General features: G+C 57.0%; 13 protein-coding genes and 1 pseudogene. 5 read left to right on the top strand and 9 right to left on the bottom strand.

Features of this window, described 5'->3' with window-relative positions; genetic code table 11:
• The first annotated feature begins 12 nt into the window (after positions 1-12).
• Positions 13-363: a hypothetical protein gene (locus C0398_03670; GenBank protein MBA4365092.1), complete on the top strand. Its 351-nt coding sequence runs from the start codon at positions 13-15 to the stop codon at positions 361-363.
• Positions 364-391: 28 nt separating this feature from the next.
• Here the strand turns inward: C0398_03670 and C0398_03665 are convergent, their stop codons facing one another.
• The 9 genes from C0398_03665 to C0398_03625 all read right to left on the bottom strand — a co-directional run bounded on the left by C0398_03665 (position 392) and on the right by C0398_03625 (position 11598).
• Positions 392-2848, bottom strand: a complete 2457-nt coding sequence (locus C0398_03665; protein MBA4365091.1) for a xanthine dehydrogenase — start codon at positions 2846-2848, stop codon at positions 392-394.
• Positions 2835-3326, bottom strand: coding sequence for a (2Fe-2S)-binding protein (locus tag C0398_03660; protein MBA4365090.1), 492 nt, complete (start codon positions 3324-3326; stop codon positions 2835-2837). The genes C0398_03665 and C0398_03660 overlap by 14 nt, the downstream gene beginning before the upstream one ends.
• A complete protein-coding gene (locus C0398_03655) occupies positions 3323-4141 on the bottom strand; it encodes a molybdopterin dehydrogenase (GenBank protein ID MBA4365089.1) in 819 nt (272 codons plus the stop codon). Before C0398_03655 ends, C0398_03660 begins: the two co-directional genes overlap by 4 nt.
• A gap of 11 nt (positions 4142-4152) precedes the next feature.
• The gene (locus tag C0398_03650) at positions 4153-5175 is read right to left on the bottom strand and encodes a hypothetical protein (GenBank protein MBA4365088.1); all 1023 of its coding nucleotides are present in this window, start codon (positions 5173-5175) and stop codon (positions 4153-4155) included.
• Between the two features lie 22 nt (positions 5176-5197).
• Positions 5198-5581, bottom strand: a complete 384-nt coding sequence (locus tag C0398_03645; GenBank protein ID MBA4365087.1) for a DNA-binding protein — start codon at positions 5579-5581, stop codon at positions 5198-5200.
• Positions 5582-5585: 4 nt separating this feature from the next.
• Positions 5586-6791 (bottom strand): acetyl-CoA acetyltransferase, encoded by a 1206-nt coding sequence (locus C0398_03640; GenBank protein ID MBA4365086.1) that lies wholly within the window; start codon positions 6789-6791, stop codon positions 5586-5588.
• Positions 6792-6794: 3 nt separating this feature from the next.
• Entirely contained in the window at positions 6795-7481 is a 687-nt protein-coding gene (locus tag C0398_03635; protein ID MBA4365085.1) for a hypothetical protein, read from the bottom strand.
• 99 nt (positions 7482-7580) lie between these two features.
• Positions 7581-8453, bottom strand: coding sequence for a cyclase (locus C0398_03630; GenBank protein MBA4365084.1), 873 nt, complete (start codon positions 8451-8453; stop codon positions 7581-7583).
• 52 nt (positions 8454-8505) lie between these two features.
• Positions 8506-11598, bottom strand: coding sequence for a succinyl-CoA synthetase (locus C0398_03625; GenBank protein MBA4365083.1), 3093 nt, complete (start codon positions 11596-11598; stop codon positions 8506-8508).
• A 480-nt stretch (positions 11599-12078) separates the two neighbouring features.
• On the opposite strand from C0398_03625, the gene C0398_03620 reads away from it, so the two are divergent.
• The 4 genes and pseudogenes from C0398_03620 (at position 12079) to C0398_03605 (ending at position 16442) form a co-directional block, all read left to right on the top strand.
• Positions 12079-12717: an iron-sulfur flavoprotein gene (locus tag C0398_03620; protein MBA4365082.1), complete on the top strand. Its 639-nt coding sequence runs from the start codon at positions 12079-12081 to the stop codon at positions 12715-12717.
• Positions 12718-13386: 669 nt separating this feature from the next.
• Positions 13387-13786: pseudogene (locus C0398_03615) on the top strand (hypothetical protein).
• A 527-nt stretch (positions 13787-14313) separates the two neighbouring features.
• Positions 14314-14775 carry a hypothetical protein gene (locus C0398_03610; protein MBA4365081.1) on the top strand — a complete coding sequence of 154 codons (462 nt, stop codon included), beginning with the start codon at positions 14314-14316 and terminating at the stop codon, positions 14773-14775.
• 179 nt (positions 14776-14954) lie between these two features.
• Positions 14955-16442 carry a hypothetical protein gene (locus C0398_03605; GenBank protein MBA4365080.1) on the top strand — a complete coding sequence of 496 codons (1488 nt, stop codon included), beginning with the start codon at positions 14955-14957 and terminating at the stop codon, positions 16440-16442.
• The last annotated feature ends 48 nt before the right edge of the window (positions 16443-16490 follow it).

Raw genomic sequence — 16490 nt, 5'->3', positions numbered from 1 at the left:
AAGGAAGTGTGTATGCATATCGCGCGCATCTGGGCTGATGAATCAGGTGAGTCCCATTATCAGGATATCGAGATGAGCCTTGCCCCATCCGGTCCTTTGGGATGGATGTCCACACCCCTTCCCGTGACGTCAATGATTCTTCGTGAGAACGGTCCAGCCTACGATTTCGATTGGCATGTCGCTCCTCGAAGACAGTACATCGTCCTGCTGGCGGGCTTTGTAGAAATCCAAGCATCTGACGGAGAATCCAGGACATTCGGACCTGGGGATATCGTTCTGGTAGAGGATATCACCGGCAAGGGACACAAGTCCCGGTCCCCCGACGGTAAGCCTAGGAGATCGATTTTTCTCCCGTTGCCTTAGCGACCGAATCCCGTTACTCCTTTCGGCATCATGGCGCAATGGTGGCATCTGGTTCATGCCGACGTGCTGCCGGGTCGGACCGGCAGAAACCCACAGGCCTTTTGGTTATCCAGTTGTCGATGGGTTTCTTGTTTCGCATGGCCCACCATACATCCTCGAACCTCATGGGCATGTGCGTCAGATCCGCTCCGACAGCGGCCTGAATGGCGTTTCCCAACGCAGGTGCCACAGAAATCATGGAATGCTCCCCAATCCCTCTCGCGCCATAGGGTCCGTCCAACTGAGGAGTCTCGACCACAATGGTTTCAATCTCCTCGGGCAAGTCCTTTGCGGTGGGGATCTTGTTGTCCGTGAAAGAGGTGTTCAGGAGATGACCCTGTTTGTCATAGATGTACCCTTCGCACATAGCCGTGCCCAATCCCTGGATCATTCCTCCTATGGCCTGGCCTCGGACCATCCCGGGGTTGATCGCCTTGCCCACGTCAAAAGCGGAGGCAACCTTCAGCACCTTGTACTCCCCGGTCACACCGTCGACCTCAACAATGATGCCGTGTGCTCCGTAGGTCCAGTTTAAGGCGGGATTCCCCTGTCCGGTCTCCTTGTCGAGGTTGGACAATCCCTGGGCGATATACTGCCCCACTCCGATCAAGGGTCCGCCGATACCCCTCCCCTCCGGGTAGGAATACCCTACGGAGAGTTTGGCCCACGTAACCATCTCGGAAGAGTCGTGCGAGACGTAGATCCTGTCGGCATCATGGGACAAGTCCTCCGGGCAGGCACACAACACCTGAGCAGCCAGCTCGTATGCCTTCTTCAGGAGGTCCTCGCAGGCCAGGATGCAGGCATTGCCGGTCATGAAGAGACCCTTGGATGCCACTGTCTGCCAGTCGTAGGGATCCCGGTCCGTGTCCTTCTCCACAGTCACCTTGACTTGATCCAGCCGGAAGCCCAATCGTTCGGCCACGACTTGAGCGATGGCCGTGGTCGATCCCTGTCCGATCTCCATCAATCCGACGTTGACGATGACGGTTCCGTCGGAGTTCATCTTGATGACCGCCGCAGTCGCAGTGTATGGAGGCATGGCTGGAGCCTTGTGCAACGCTGCGACACCCTTGCCTATCCTGCGGCCGGTCCTGCGTTCCCGCTCCTTCTCCTCCTCCGTCAGTTTTCCGTAATTGATGGCCTTTGCGACCTCACTGATGCACGTGAGTGCATCGCCGGTATGGTCCGTGATCTTCTCGCCGGTCAGGCTGACGGATCCAGGGCGCAGAGCGTTCTTCAGCCTGAACTCCAGAGGATCCATACCGATGGCCCGGGCAACGAGATCCATATGACGCTCCACTCCCCAATGAAATTCAACATGACCGAATCCGCGATACGCGGTGCCGTAGGGTTTGTTGGTATACACCGTGTACGCATCGACCCATGCATTGGGGATTTCGTATGGACCTGCGGCTGAATACCCCGATGCCCGGGTCACATTGACCGCATAATCTGCGTAGGCACCGGCATCCCAATACATCCACATCCGTTGGGCCAGGATCTTGCCTTCAGCCGAAACGCCTGTCTTGATCCTATAGGTAAGCGCGCTCCGGCATGGCAGAAGGGTGAACTCCTCTTCCCGGCTTGCCTGCAGCTTGACCGGCCGTCCTCCGGCTTTCCTGGAGAGGCACGCCACCAGGGGCTCAAGGTGGATTCCTGCCTTCCCGCCGAACCCACCTCCCACATGGGGAACCAGCACACGCACCTTGTTCAAGGGAAGCTTGAAGGCATAGCAGAAAAGGCTCCGCACGGTGAAAGGAGACTGCGCGCTGGACCAGACGGTGACGTTGTCGTTCTTCCCCCATTGGGCGATGGCCACATGAGTCTCCATGGGCACATGCTGGACCGAGGGATTGTCATATTCCCGTTCGATGATCCACGCGGATTCGTCAAATCCCTTTTCCACGTCTCCCTTTCGCGTTTTTGAAAGGTTGGCTATGTTGGTTCCGGGCACAGGAGTAAACACTGCCTTGACACAATCGTATGTTCCCAGATCCGGATGAACGAGCGGAGCTCCTTCCTTCAACGCATCCATGTGGCTGAGCACCGGATCCAGGACCTCGTATTCGACATCGATGAGGTCCACGGCTTTCCGTGCGATCTCCAATGTATCCGCCGCTACAGCTGCGACAGCCTCACCGTAGTGTCGCACCTCGCCTTTCGCCAGAATGTTTTTGTCCACGATGTACAGACCGAGTCGGTAGTTCAGTTCTGCCCCCGTGAGTACTGCCTGCACTCCTGTCAGGGCTGCAGCCTTGGAGATATCGATATGCTTGATTCTCGCTCGTGCGTGAGGACTCCTCTTCACCTGTGCATACAGCATTCCAGGCAACAACACGTCGCTGACATACATCGCCGAACCCGTGAGCTTCTCAATCGCCTCGGAACGCAGAGTCGATTTCCCGATATGGGTGAACCGAGTTGAATCGCTAGTTCCCTGCATGTTCCAGCCCCTCCTTTCTCGTGAGCTGGCCGGTGGCATCCAGCACCGCCTCGATGATCTGCTGATATCCTGTGCAACGGCATAAATTGCCCTCCAGGCCTTCCTTGATCTGTTCCACCGTGGGTTTCGGATGATTGTGGATAAGCTCCTTGGCGGACATGAGCATACCGGGGGTGCAAAAACCGCATTGCACCGCATGGTTCCGATCAAAGGCTTCCTGTAGTTCGGACAGCATGCCGTCCGCAGCTTCTCCTTCGATGGTCTCGATGACCGCACCATCGGCCTCCACTGCGAGAACCATGCATGAATTGACGGTCTTGCCGTTCATGTACACGGTACAAGCGCCGCATTCACCCGCGCCGCACCCCTCTTTGGTGCCGGTCAGGCCAAGGTCTTCACGTATGAACCGCAGCAACGTGCGGTTTTCCTCAACGTCCCGCTCATACGCCTGACTATTGACTGTCAGCTTGACGTTCATCCACGCACCTCCGCCAACAAGCGCCGTACGAACATGCCGACCATGAACTCCCGGTATTCCTTCGTGCATCTGATGTCGCTGATAGGGTGGATCATGTTCATCGTGATCTTCACCGCTTCATCGACATGGATGTCCGGCGGCAATCCCTCCGTCACCACAGGGGTGGGTGCGGCCGAGCTGACAGCGATCCGCACATGTCCGTCCACGATAGCCACCGCTACGCCGACGATTCCCAAATCGTGCCCGTTGACCCGCTTCAGCTTCCTGTACTTGCCCACAGCTCCTTTGCTTTGCACCGGAACGATGATTCGTTCGACGAGCTCATCCGGCGCGAGAGCTGTTTCTTTGACACCGATGAAGAATTCCTCAAGAGGAACAGCCCTGGTCCCACGGCTGGAGGCAATCATCACCTGCGCGCCCAGACACAAGAGTCCCGGTGCCATGTCGGAACAGGGCGAGGCGTTCACGACATTCCCTATCACGGTCGCTCGATTGCGGATCTGGTAGGATGCCAGATCGTGTCCGCATTCCTGGAGAAGCGGAAAATGGTCCCGGACCGACGCATCACAGAGCACATCGTTGATGGTCACCGCCGGTCGCAAGACCAGACCTTCACTGTCGCTCCAGGTTATGCCGGAGTACTCCGCGATCTTCTTGATGTCGATAACCATGTCGGGCGTCGCCACACCGCTGCGGATATTGACCAGCAGGTCGGTGCCTCCAGCAAGAATCTTCGCATGCGCGTGATCCGTCGTGAGAAGATCCAACAGTTCCTTCTGGCTCCCCGGCGCGACGTACGAGAATCGATGCAGCATATACCCCCCTTTCACACCACCGATGGCGCGTTTGGCTCAAGGCCAAACAGAAAACCAGTAGCGGCATCGTAACCAGAGCTATGGCCCAGGCGGCCAAGAACTATGAGCGCTTCCATGCATCGATTCATGCGAACCGGTTCTTCGCTGGTGAAGGCTCTGGCCAAACCGACAAGAGCGCGGGAGAAAAGCCGACGTTGGGCCATGAGTAGAAACGAGAGAGAAACCGCCCCGGTTCGTGGAACATCCCCTCCCGCCTGCTCAAGCAGTTGTTTCAGCCATTCCTCTACAAAACTCAAGGGAACATGACGTGGTGTATCCTTTGGCACGTTCGTTCGGACATACGCCGCCAGGGAGAATCCACAGAGGAAATCGTCTCCTGCAGGTGTAAGCCCCGGCCCTAGACCCACAAGGTTCATAGCCGCATCAACCGCTGTCGCTGTCCCACGGGAAGAGGTGGCAAAGGCATCAGCCAATGCCAGAACCCCGGTTCTGAACCGCCTCACGAACATCCCGCCATCACAACGATGGGGCGACAAGTCTTCCCATCGGAGCGCAGCGCCAGCCACTTCCTGGAGAACCGACAACTGTCTGCCACAAGCGACCACCGCATCCAAGTCCCATACGAGCCCATTTGGAGGTGTCTCCTCCGATGGATCTGTCCGGTGTGCCCCTGTGAAGGAAATCGAGAGCCCACCGTCGAAAACCAGCGTCGTGTGATCGGCATACGCTGCAACACCCTTTTTCAGCCCCAGCGTGTCAAACTGAACAGCATCGCCGTTCGCATATCGAACAGTCGCTGCCATGGGGGGCGCCAATGCTTCATCGGACAGCAGAGTGAAGAGACGCCCGCCTAGCTCATCAATCAGATTCACCGCGGAGGGATAGACAGAGTGTACGGTGCAACGGAAAGGAGGTTCCGGGAACGCGGTCCTCATCGTGAGAACCACCGGCACGCGATCCTCGGATACGACGGTGTGCATGGACGGAGCCTCCCCTATGGCAGTATCCACTCCGCTCATGGTCGGCCCAGGCATGACAGGATCTCCTCGTCAGCACCTATTCTTTGAAGACGAATACATTCACCGGGTTGCCAGGCCGTTCGTCCGACTCCTTGACCGTGGCATTCAGTTTCATGCCAGTCTTCGGGTCTTTTACCTCCAGTTGTCCCGATGCCCTCAGTCCGTTTTCGAACTGCACAATCCCAAACAACAGGTACTTCTTGGTGTATCCTTCCGGCAAATTCCACACCCGAGTCCAGGTCAGGAGTTCGCAGGATCCCTCCAATTCAAAGGCTTCCCATCCTTTCCCAGTCACTGGATCCCGTCGTGCGGAGCACTTCCCACAGACCATGGGGGCTGGATAGTACACTGTTCCACAGGTGAGGCACCTGTAGGCCATGATTGTTGGTGCTTTGGCATCATACAAACCAAAATCTATCATGTTCTCAGCCCTCACCCTTTGCGCAGATAAGCGCGACCACGTTGTTGCCGAATCCTCCGAAATTGACGGACATGCCGTACTTCGGATTCTTCACCTGTCGCCCTTCCTCTGCCTCTCCGCGAAGCTGCCTGACAAGTTCCACCGCCTGTGAGACGCCGGTCGCGCCCACGGGATGACCTTTGGCCTTAAGGCCTCCCGAAGTGTTGATCGGAAGCCGCCCATCAATGTCGGTCTCCCCCCTGCGAACCGCCAGAAAACTCTTTCCCCGCTCAAAGAATCCAACTTCCTCGCTAATGGCCAATTCCAGGATGGAGAAGGCGTCATGGAGTTCTGCAAAAGAGATATCCTTTGGTCCCACACCTGCCATCCTGTAGGCTTTTTCCGCAGCCAACCTGACCGCCTCGAGTCTCAGGGGATCCTTGCGGTTATGCACGCAATGCGTGTCCGTGGCACTGGCGACTCCTGCGATACGAACAGGCCTCTTCTTGAAGTCCCTCGCCTTCGGGGAATCCATGTTCACCAACAGCAGCGCCGCCGCCCCATCGGAGACTGGACAGGTAGAATACATGCGCAAGGGTTCCGCTATGTAGTTGTTCACCACCGCCGCGTCGGGTCCATCAGCGATGGCCTCGATGGTACAGGGAAGCTGGATGTGCGCGTACGTGTTCCTGGCCCCGTTCCTGTGGTTCTTCACCGCCAGCAAGGCGAGGTCCCGTTCCGTCAGACCGTACTTCTCCATGTACAGCCGTGTGAACATGCCTCCGAACGCGGGAAGGGTCAGCCCCATGTTGTATTCCGCTTCGGTGTGGAGCATGGTAGCCACTACGTCGGTGGCGTTCCAGCCGCTCACCTTCCGCATGACCTCCCCGCCAACCACCAGGACGATATCAGCCATCTCAGAAGCGACGGCCATATAGCCGATCTTGATGGCGCTGGCCCCGGATGCCGGCCCGTTCTCCACCAACTCGGCGGGTACCGGCTCCATGTCCATGCGACTGACCACGGAAGACGCCACAGCCGATTGATGACAGAACAGCCCGGAGGCCATATTGCCGACGATGACCTGATCGACCTCCCGCCTCCGTTCAAGGAACTCGGCATCCTGGAGGGCGTCGGTGGCCGCATAGGCCATGACGTCCGCCAAGTCATACTCGGACGAGTTGCCAAACCGTGTATGCCCGATCCCGACAATACCAACGTTGGCGGGCATATGCTACCTCTTGAAACCTGGAATCTGGGGATACTCGCTGGGCATGATGAGTTTCTCGGCCGATTTGAGGTCCTGTTCAGGAACAGGGCGCGTGCCGGTGCATTTGATGTCCCTCACGGCTTCCCAGAGTTTGCGCGTGAGCACATACGTGGGGACGCCACCCAATTCGTGACGGACTTCGGGGAACTGCGACGAACGATCCTCAAGCTGGTACTCGATCATCCAGCGCTTGAATCCGTTCGGGCTCTCTGCGACGATATGGACTTCCTCCTCTCCCAAGTCATCGAGATGGTGCTCCATTTTTGCGGCGAAGAGTTGGGCTCCGACGCGGAGGCCGCGCTTGATGGTCAGCGTATGCAGGCTCATACCGAGCTTACTGCTGACGTGGCGGCTCGTCACGATACCCGCGATGACACCGTTGACCGCACCGACAATCACGAATTCGTTGGCCACCCGATAGCGGTACCAGCCTAGCAGTTCGGCATACATCCGGACGGCGACGATGTCATAGAAATCCGTTGGGACACCGATGAGAGGATAAATGGTCCCAAGCAGTGTACCGGTCTCCTCACGTCTGGCCTCCCGGACGACCATCTTCTCCCCTGAAGCAAGGGTGATGACCTTGGGTGGATAGGGTTTGAGCGGAATCTCCGGGGGTCTGAGTTTCTTCTCCATCTCGTCAATGGCCATGTACTCTCTCCTTTTGCGCTATGCCTCGAGGCGTAGCATCACACACATCAAGCACCTTCACGGGCATAACGATTCGTTGTACGCCCATCACGAGATCATTCACTTGCTGCGGGCTTCCTCGTGAAGCCAAGCGTTCCGGGCACCGGCCACGTCGCCGAAGCGTGTCAGTTCAGCTTTCGCCTTTTTCTTCATGAGTTCCTCATAGCGTTCATCCTCCACGTGGGCAACGATGCGCGCGATGGAGGACTCGCCGTCCACGAATCGCCAGGGGTAACAGCCGATGACAGCCCGCTGGTTAAGCAGAAGGTCGATATCACCGCCGACACACTCGGCATGGATCAGCCCATGATTGAACATCTCAATGTGCATGAGCTGGTACTTGTCCTCAGTGAAGACTTCCTCCAGGGTCTTCCCGTATTTCTCCTTGAAATGCGCGTCACATTCCTTGGCCTGCCTGGGCATCCATTCCCGGATTTTGGTGTTCATGGGATGGTCGGCACTGCCGCAATCCACCCCGATCCAGCGGAGCTTCTTCTTCTTGGCCCATTCGGCGAACTCCCGGTCAGGACCCGGATGCTTGGTCATGTAACGGATCTCGTCTGCCGTCGGCTGATCCCAGCCATAGTGGTGAAATCCCGTGTGAATGATGAGGATATCCCCTTCACGCACCTCCACCCGGTCTTCTACCATATTGGAGGTGTACACATCGTAGTCGGCACAGATGTCGGACAGGTCCACGATGGCTCCCTCGTGCACCAGGAAATCCATGTCCAGACTGGCGATATCTTTGCCTGGCGTGTAGAAATGTATCTCACCGTCAAGGTGAGTACCGACATGGTTCGAATGGGTCACCACCTGTGCGTTCGCTCCATTCGGAGCCAGGCGCTTGAAATACTGGACCTGCAAGGGGATGTATGTTGGCCATGGTGGAGTCCCGATACCCAGCGGAATCGTCAAATCGATAACCTTCATCGTATCCCTCCCGAATGTGGTGTGTCATACATCGCGTCTGCGACGCGTGGCATCAATTGCAATACTCCTCTGCGAAAGCTGCCAGTGCATCCCGAAAACAATTTTCCGGGGGTTTCACCAAACCGGCCCCCACCATGCCAATACCAGGCTTCCTGTGGGCGATGCCGGTGTTGATCACCGGAAGAATGCCCTTTTCCACGACTTTCCGTACGTCAATAGCCGTCGGAGTGCCCCGGAAGTCCAGAGCCGGAATTCGGTACTCCTCGTTTTCGGCCAGGGTTATCTCGTACATCCGCTTGGTGTAGGCGATCGCGTCAGCCGGAACTCCACCAACGAATTTCACAATGGCCGGTGATGCGGCCATGGCGAAAGCGCCGATTCCGGAGGTTTCAGTGATGACCGAATCACCAATGTCCGGAGCTGCGTCCTGCGGACCGAAACCTGGCAGGTACAAACCCTCCACCATGGAGGCGGGACCGGTGAACCAGCGGTTGTTCAACCCTGAGAGCCGGATACCGAACTCAGTGCCGTTGCGGGCCATCGCAGTGATGACCGTGCTTCCCTCGATTCCTGCGGCTGCGTCCATAATGCACTTTGCACCAGCCATGGACAGGTTAAGGAAGAAATGGTCGTTCCCATGCATGAACAACAACACTTCGGAGAGCGCCTCTTTCTTCTCGTCCAGCATGACCAGATGTGGAGCCAGTTCCCGTATGAGCAGCGATGTCCCCGCCCTGTTGCGATTGTGCCCCTCATCGCCCATCTGCAAGGCCTGCACGACAAGGCTTCGCAAATCTATGGGGCCGTGCCGTTCGATCGTCTTGCTCAAGATGGGGGCAAGAACCGACTCCATCCAGCGGAGCCGATCAAGCACTTCGCTGGAGAACGCCCCGTATCGAAGCACCTTTCCCAATCCCTCATTCAGGGTGGCATACGCCCTGTTCCCATGGGTCTCGTTTCTGACGATCCAGACTGGCATCCGGCTCGTCATGACGCCGGCCATGGGACCCACCGCCGAATGGTGGTGGCAGGGTTCAAACGATATCTTTCCCGAGTCGGCCAACTTCTCGGCCTCCTCTGGTGAGGCAGCCAGTCCTTCGTACATGAGTCCACCGATGACTGCTCCACGCATTGGGCCGCACATGCGGTCCCAAGTCACCGGGGGACCTGCGTGAAGAATCAGATTGGAACGCATGCCTGGAACGACGTCCTTGGCTATGCCGATTCCTTCGATAACCGGCCTTCCTTTCAGGATACGCCGTACTGCCTGTGCATTGGCACCATCGATATCCATCCGGCACGAGTGCTCCAACCGATCCAACACTTCAATCATGTGGATGTCGCCGCCAGCCGGCGGAGCCCAGTCGACTTGGACCACCGCGGCACCACACGCACGCAGATTGGACGCAAATGATTCCAGGCCCAGATTGGCCACTATCGGACCCTTTGAAAACAGGGAGAGGATATGATGAAGACCGGCGGTGGCCGTGCTATATGGCACGGTAGTGGCCGGAGCTTGTGTGGGAAGGGCCTCGGACCCCGTTGCGGCCGCTTTGGAGGACAGACCGGTCTGCTTCTCCATGATCCGTACCGCCAGCATGGAAGCTTGATAGTTGGAAGGCATCACCACGACCCCTGCCCGCTCAAGCTTTGCGACCTGTGCATTGAGCCCTTGAACGTCCCCTGGGGTTCCCGTTACAGATGCGATCACCGATAGATATCCACCACGGGTGCGGGCCGCTTTCTTGGCTTCTACCAATGAGGGGATCATGGCCCCAGCGGGATCCGGATGGGAGCCATATCCCAGCACACAATCCACCAGCATCACAGCAATCTCAGGATCTTCTTGTTCCGCGTCGATGCGGTCTGTGCGGGTGCTGGGCTCAATCATTGGATGGGGTCGCCTTACAGTGAACACGTCGTCCCCCAGATCCACCACGGTATGTCCTATCGATTTTCTTGGATTCGACAGCATGAATGCGGGATCGGTTTGGTTGTTTGAATACACCGCCCCAGTCAAACGATGGAGAAGGAACAGTGCCTCATCAGCCAACGTGCCACCCGTATAGTACCCCCGGATGAACTTCTGGCCTCTCTCCATGTCTCTCGTTTCTTTCTCCACCAGGGTGTCGATTTCCGCCTTGTTCCTGTCAAAAGGCCAAGCGGAATCCTTCCGGGAGACTTCTCCGGAATCTCCCGCGAGTCGCACGGCGAGACGAGCTGTCTCCTCAAGGTTCGATGCCCAACGGATGTTGCCTGTGGTGTCACCCTCGGGAGTTTTCCATCCTATGAAATGTACCACGGCAGGCTTCCCCGTTCTTTCCAGCGCCGCGATAACCTGTGCCACCAACGAAGGTGCTGGAGGCTTGGAGACGACGACTATTACACTGGTGTCGTCGTCGGCGCCGAGGGCATCGATTCCCGCCAACATGGTGGCGCCGCCAACCTTCTCGTTCTTCAGGTCCCTTCCACCGGTGCCGATGGCCTGGCTGACTCCGCTGCCAAAACGATCGATAAGGCAGGCCACTTCCTGTAGCCCGCTACCGGAGGCAGCTACGATGCCCACGGGGCCGTGGGAAACCACGTTCGCGAAACAGATGGGTTTGCCGCTGATGATGGCGGTGCCACAGTCGGGGCCCATCACCAGAAGACCCTTTTCCCTTGCGAGATTCTTCAGAGCGATTTCTTCATCCAGGGATACATTATCGGAAAAGAGCATGACATGCAGACCCTTGTTCAAGGCCTTTCGGGCTTCCCGAGCCGCGTATACCCCGGGAAGAGAAATCACAGCGATATTCACATCGGGAAGGATATCAAGGACTCCATCAATCGAACGTGGAGCGGCTTCAGAGACACCTGATGCTGACCTCTTCTTCTTTCCGGCTAGTAGATCCTTGGCGGCGGCGACGACGGTTTCGAAGGCCGATTCGGTTTCGCACTCCAGTGCGATGACCAGGTCAGCGGAACCAGCTTCTCCCAGCTCATCGGTGGAGAACCCCTGGTCACGCAGGAGATCGATATTCATGGGGGTTCCCATCACCACGGTGGCTGACACCACATCAGCACGTCTCTCGAGGTCCCTGCTCATCAGCATCAGGAACACGGAATCTACATAGGCATCCTTTCGGATCAAGGCCTTCTTCATCGTACCCGTCTCCTCTGATTCAAACCGCATCTGCGGGAATGATCGAATCCTGTACATGATGATTGTATACAAGTCACGGGAAATTCCTAACTACCGCATCGACTCAGCTAAACTGTACGTGAAATGTCTCCGTAAACTCATGAGAAAAAGTACGTGAACGATGACAGAATACGCTGGTCCTTGGGATGAGAAAGGAGCAGCGGGAATGGAGCTCACGATGCAAGAATACAAGAAGGTCACGATGGTAGAGGAACAGGCACATCTGAACGCAGGGCAGCCAAAAAACGACGTCAATTTGAGAAAGAGGCGCTCTCCTCGTGGAGGCGCTCTCCGAATGCTTCTTCGATCTCTGGTATTGAGACTGCAGCCGAGTATAATTGCAGTAGTTTATGAGTCTGGAGCCTTCCTCAGGAGTTCGATTATCAGTGATCGTAGGAGGCTATTGTGGCAAGAGCAGTGGCAATCAATGGCAGCCCCCAAATGGAGAAGGGCAATACGGCCTTGGTTCTGGCTTCGTTCATCCAAGGCATGATGGACGCTGGATCTGAAGTCGAGCTACTCTATGCGAGCCGTCTGAAGGTCAAGCCATGCACCTGTGGGGAGATGTATTGCTGGAACGATGGCCCTGGAGAATGCTGTATCCAGGATGACATGCAATTGCTCTATCCAAAGCTGAAGGCCGCCGATGTCCTCATCCTGGCGACCCCGGTCTATGTTCCTTTGCCGGGTGACATGCAGAACGTCGTGAACAGGCTCATGCCTCTCATCGAGCCAAAGTTGGAGAGGCGCCAAGGGCGTACGCGAGCCAGGTTTCGTGAGGACGTCGGCATCCAGAAGATCGTGCTTGTCGCGACAAGCGGGTGGTGGGAGGTCGAGAACTGCGACACCGTCGTGCGCATCGTCAAGGAGCTAGCTGAAGATGCAAGCACCGAGTTCGCGGGAGCAGTTCTGAGGCCTCATGCGGATGCGATGAGGGCCGGTGGCAAGGTTACTCGGGATGGTCAGGCCGTGCTGGATGCGGTGAGAAGAGCTGGCAATGAACTCATCAAAGAAGGCCGAATGGACCAGGAAACCCTGAAGACGATCAGTCGTCCTCTCATTTCAGAGGAAGAGCCGTGAAGTAGATACAGTCAACCGTTTCTGCCATGACGTGCCGCGTCTTGGGCAATTCGTACAGCGTTGTTGTACTGCAAAGCGTAACGGGAGTCTGTTTGGTGGACAGTTAGGCGGCTTTCCATCGGTTGCAGGCAGACGGAGGTTTCCGGCGATTCTGCACGGCCCACGTACCGCGCGAACGATGTATGCGAAATCCTGGTGACCACTGGGAGACCGGACCCGGAGCAACGCGTCTGCAAGAGCGTCCACTACGGCGCCCTCGAGTTCGGCTGAGGGGTGTTCGGCAGCGTGGTTCATCGCCCCTATCTCCACCACCGCATCAATACTACGTTTTCAGTACTTCTCTCGAACCCCACCGACTCCCCTCGCCCAGTCGCGACGTCAGCGAGCCTTTCAGACTCGTTGGTCTCTGAGCATGATGCTGCTGTGTGGCTGGTTCAAGCCTGTCGATGGCCCTCGAGCTCACGTCGCGGAACACTCTACGCCATCGCTCATCATGCTTGCTTCCGATGCACCACTCCTGTCACGAGAAGCCACAAACGGAGCCCGGAGCTAGTCGACCGTAACTGCCCCCCTCACCCACCCCGCGTGGATCGAGTCGGATGTGCAGTTACAGGTTTGGGCCTACGGTTCGAACCTGAAACAAGGAGAATAGAGAAGCGTCTTCCAGAGATGGAAGGCGCTTGTGACAATATGGTACAATTACATGGTAAGAGTTTGCATTTCGGGCACATCAAGTTCACAATCTTCTACCTACTCTGCGGGCTTGCGGCAACTTTTGCACAGTTGGCATTTAGCATCGGGGGCGATTGCAGGGGTGCTCGGCGCTTACATTTTGCTGTTCCCACAGGGAAAGGTCAGAGTATTACAGGGCCAACAAGTAATTCAAGTGCCCGCGCTGATAGTCATTGGGCTCTGGATCGTTCTGCAGTTCTTTAGCGGCATCGGCTCAATTGCCAAGACAGCGGACACGGGCGGCGTAGCTTACATGGCGCACATCGGCGGATTTGTCGCAGGGTTTGTGCTGACCTTTTTGTTTCGTGGGAGTCGCGGGACGCAGGCGACTGGCTGAATCGCCACGATGGTAGATCATCATTGACGAATCGAGCATGCTTGTGGGGATTGCGTCGACACCGTCTGCGTGGCGTACATGCCGTAATTGCAGCTATGGATTTGCTGTACATCTGTAGGTGACGCACCCGACACAACATGCAGCGGACGGGTGGGGCCACGCCCCTGCCCCAACGGATTCAGCCACGGCGGCGGATTTGGCATCTGGCCGCCTTTTCTGCCAAGTCCCGTGCCCGCCGCTAGCGCAAACCAACCGTTGGGCCGCTATACTGCATGCGAATGGAGGACCAATCAGAGACACTCCTCCTCCGTCCCCCAGCTGCAGCAATCGGTGTTGCTCTGGACTGGCCCGGAAGGTTGAGTATTCGTGCGGTTCAGCTAGGATTATGTCAGATGTTGTTCTCATCGATGCTTGCTCAGATCGGTCGCTTCTCGCCTTCGCAAGGAGATAGAAGCTGCAACGGTGCTCTGCGTGCGGAATACATCGCCATGCCGATGTAAACGTCTCTCGTTGGATGACCAGCGCGAGTGCCGCTCATGGCGACTACAGAAGAGGTCAGGCTCATAGGAGGAGGGAACGAAGATGGACCCAGATTCCCCGCAACTCGATCGGCAAGCTGTTCTGTCCACACCGCAAATCCCCTTCCCCCAACGCCTTCGGGAACTCTCACGGGCATCAGGCTCCGTCTCCCGGTACATGTTCGCCACCGGCATTCTGCAGATCCTCAGATCCTCCTCGTGGTCGGCATTCCTACAGGCATCATTACCCTTCTCCTCTGGGGTCGTCTGAGGCGGTTCCTGCGGTCACTCGACCACTACTTCGCGGCTGGGAGTCAGCAGACGTTGGACGATTTCGTCTCGTCGCTGTGCGAGTTCATGAGACTGGAGCGCGTCCTCTTATTCATGTGCTCCGTCGCGGCCGTAGGCATCGCCATCGTGGTCGCCGTGTTCTTCAGGTTCCTGAGGGTAGTCCCTCTCACTGCCCCGTAGATCCCACGGGCTCCCACGCTGAAATCGTCTGCCACAGACGACCAGTGAAAGGAGGACGACACGCTTCTCCCCGGCCAGGGGATGCACAACAAGGCAGCTCTCAGCTATGCAGGAAACCTGTTGCCTCTATACTGACCGTATCTCAGGGTCCCGCGGGACCCTGAAGCGGAGGGACCGATATGGATAACGAAACGAGGGACAAGCTGGGGCTCGAGGGCACAAGCACAAGAATCGCTGGAGAAGTTTCAGGACCTGCGTCGGGGGAAGCGCTTCGCGAAGAGTCTGTCCCTCTCCACAGTCGTATCTGGGTATCAGCAGCTGACGGCGGAACAGCTATCCTCTGCTCGATCGCCGAAGGCGCAGCGCTGACCTACTACTTCACGCGCGTCATGGGACTGGCCCCACGACTTGCCTCCATCGTATGGCTGCTCTTCGGCATCTGGAATGCGTTCAACGACCCACTGTTTGGGTACATCAGTGACCGCACCAGGAGCCGACTCGGCCGCCGTATTCCCTACATCCGGTATGGGGCACCCCTGTACGCAGCAGCTTTCGCAATCTTCTGGATTGTCGTGCCTGGGTTCAAAAGCAACCAGACCGCACTGTTCATCCAGATGCTGATCGGCATGTTCCTGTTCGATACCCTCTATACGGCCATTGCAACTGCCGTCTACATCATGCCGTATGAAATGGCAGTCTCCAACAAAGCACGAAGCAGCATTTTTATCTGGAAAATCGGCTTCAGCCTCATTTCCACCGCCTTCCCCATCGCCATCGGGCTCATCCAGCCGGGACCCGGCCAGGATGCAACACCCTACCGACTCATCATGATCGGTCTTGGCATCCTCATGGCGGCGGTGATCTATGCCAGCACCTTCTTCTACAAGGAGAACCACTTCCAGCAGGAAGAGGAACAGTTCAATTTCTGGAAGTCTCTGGGTGCCTGCTTCCGCAACAAGTCCTTTGTTGTGTTCGAGTCTATCAGTTTCACCGTCATCTATGTCCAGAATCAGCTCATGCAGGGTATTTACTACTACTATGACGAAGTGAGCATGGGCGTCGCAAAGAGCACGGGGACCGCCCTCACCCTTGGCTCGCTCTTTGTCGGGGCAGTCCTGGGCCTGCTGCTGTTCCTCAACCGTCGCGACGTCTGGGGTGTCAAACGCTGTGTGCGCGCGTTTGCTTTCATGTTCGGCATCGGGTGCGTCGTCGGTCTCCTGTTCCCTCACCAGCTCATTCCGATGATGATCGCCTTTCTGTTGATCGGTGTGGGCTTTGCCGGTGGCATGTACCTCATTCCACTGATGAATGGTGATGTCATCGACGCAGATGAGCACACGACAGGGCTGCGGCGCGAAGGCATGTATGCCGGCGTCAACAGCTTCGTCACCAAGCCCGCCATGAGCCTGGCGCAAGCTGTCTTCCTCGGATTCCTGTCACGCGCAAGCTATGACCAGTCACTCGCAAAGGGCATGCAGAGTATCTCGGCTGAAGCCGGCATCGTGCGAGCATGGTTTCTCATGCCTGCGGTACTTCTGCTCGCCTGTGCAGTCATCCTTCGCTGGTATCCTCTTGATGGCCCCAGCTGGGAACAGATCAAGGCTCATCTCACCGTCGTACACGGAGAGAAGGAGAGGAAGTACCTGGCCGAACACGGCCTGAAGTAAGGAAACAGGAACTCTCCAGGCGTACCCTTCTTGATTGTCACTGTGATT

The organism is Coprothermobacter sp., assembly GCA_013824685.1.
In the GTDB taxonomy this organism is placed as follows: Bacteria; Caldisericota; Caldisericia; order Cryosericales; family Cryosericaceae; genus Cryosericum.
The sequence above is the reverse complement of the archived record's forward strand: the minus strand, read 5'-3'. Positions and strand labels throughout refer to the sequence as shown.

Excerpts from the sequence above, each read along its gene's own strand:
- C0398_03670 (MBA4365092.1), top strand. The coding sequence starts at position 13 with ATGCATATCGCGCGCATCTGGGCTGATGAATCAGGTGAGTCCCATTAT.
- C0398_03665 (MBA4365091.1), bottom strand. The coding sequence starts at position 2,848 with ATGCAGGGAACTAGCGATTCAACTCGGTTCACCCATATCGGGAAATCG.
- C0398_03660 (MBA4365090.1), bottom strand. The coding sequence starts at position 3,326 with ATGAACGTCAAGCTGACAGTCAATAGTCAGGCGTATGAGCGGGACGTT.
- C0398_03655 (MBA4365089.1), bottom strand. The coding sequence starts at position 4,141 with ATGCTGCATCGATTCTCGTACGTCGCGCCGGGGAGCCAGAAGGAACTG.
- C0398_03650 (MBA4365088.1), bottom strand. The coding sequence starts at position 5,175 with ATGCCTGGGCCGACCATGAGCGGAGTGGATACTGCCATAGGGGAGGCT.
- C0398_03645 (MBA4365087.1), bottom strand. The coding sequence starts at position 5,581 with ATGATAGATTTTGGTTTGTATGATGCCAAAGCACCAACAATCATGGCC.
- C0398_03640 (MBA4365086.1), bottom strand. The coding sequence starts at position 6,791 with ATGCCCGCCAACGTTGGTATTGTCGGGATCGGGCATACACGGTTTGGC.
- C0398_03635 (MBA4365085.1), bottom strand. The coding sequence starts at position 7,481 with ATGGCCATTGACGAGATGGAGAAGAAACTCAGACCCCCGGAGATTCCG.
- C0398_03630 (MBA4365084.1), bottom strand. The coding sequence starts at position 8,453 with ATGAAGGTTATCGATTTGACGATTCCGCTGGGTATCGGGACTCCACCA.
- C0398_03625 (MBA4365083.1), bottom strand. The coding sequence starts at position 11,598 with ATGAAGAAGGCCTTGATCCGAAAGGATGCCTATGTAGATTCCGTGTTC.
- C0398_03620 (MBA4365082.1), top strand. The coding sequence starts at position 12,079 with ATGGAGAAGGGCAATACGGCCTTGGTTCTGGCTTCGTTCATCCAAGGC.
- C0398_03605 (MBA4365080.1), top strand. The coding sequence starts at position 14,955 with ATGGATAACGAAACGAGGGACAAGCTGGGGCTCGAGGGCACAAGCACA.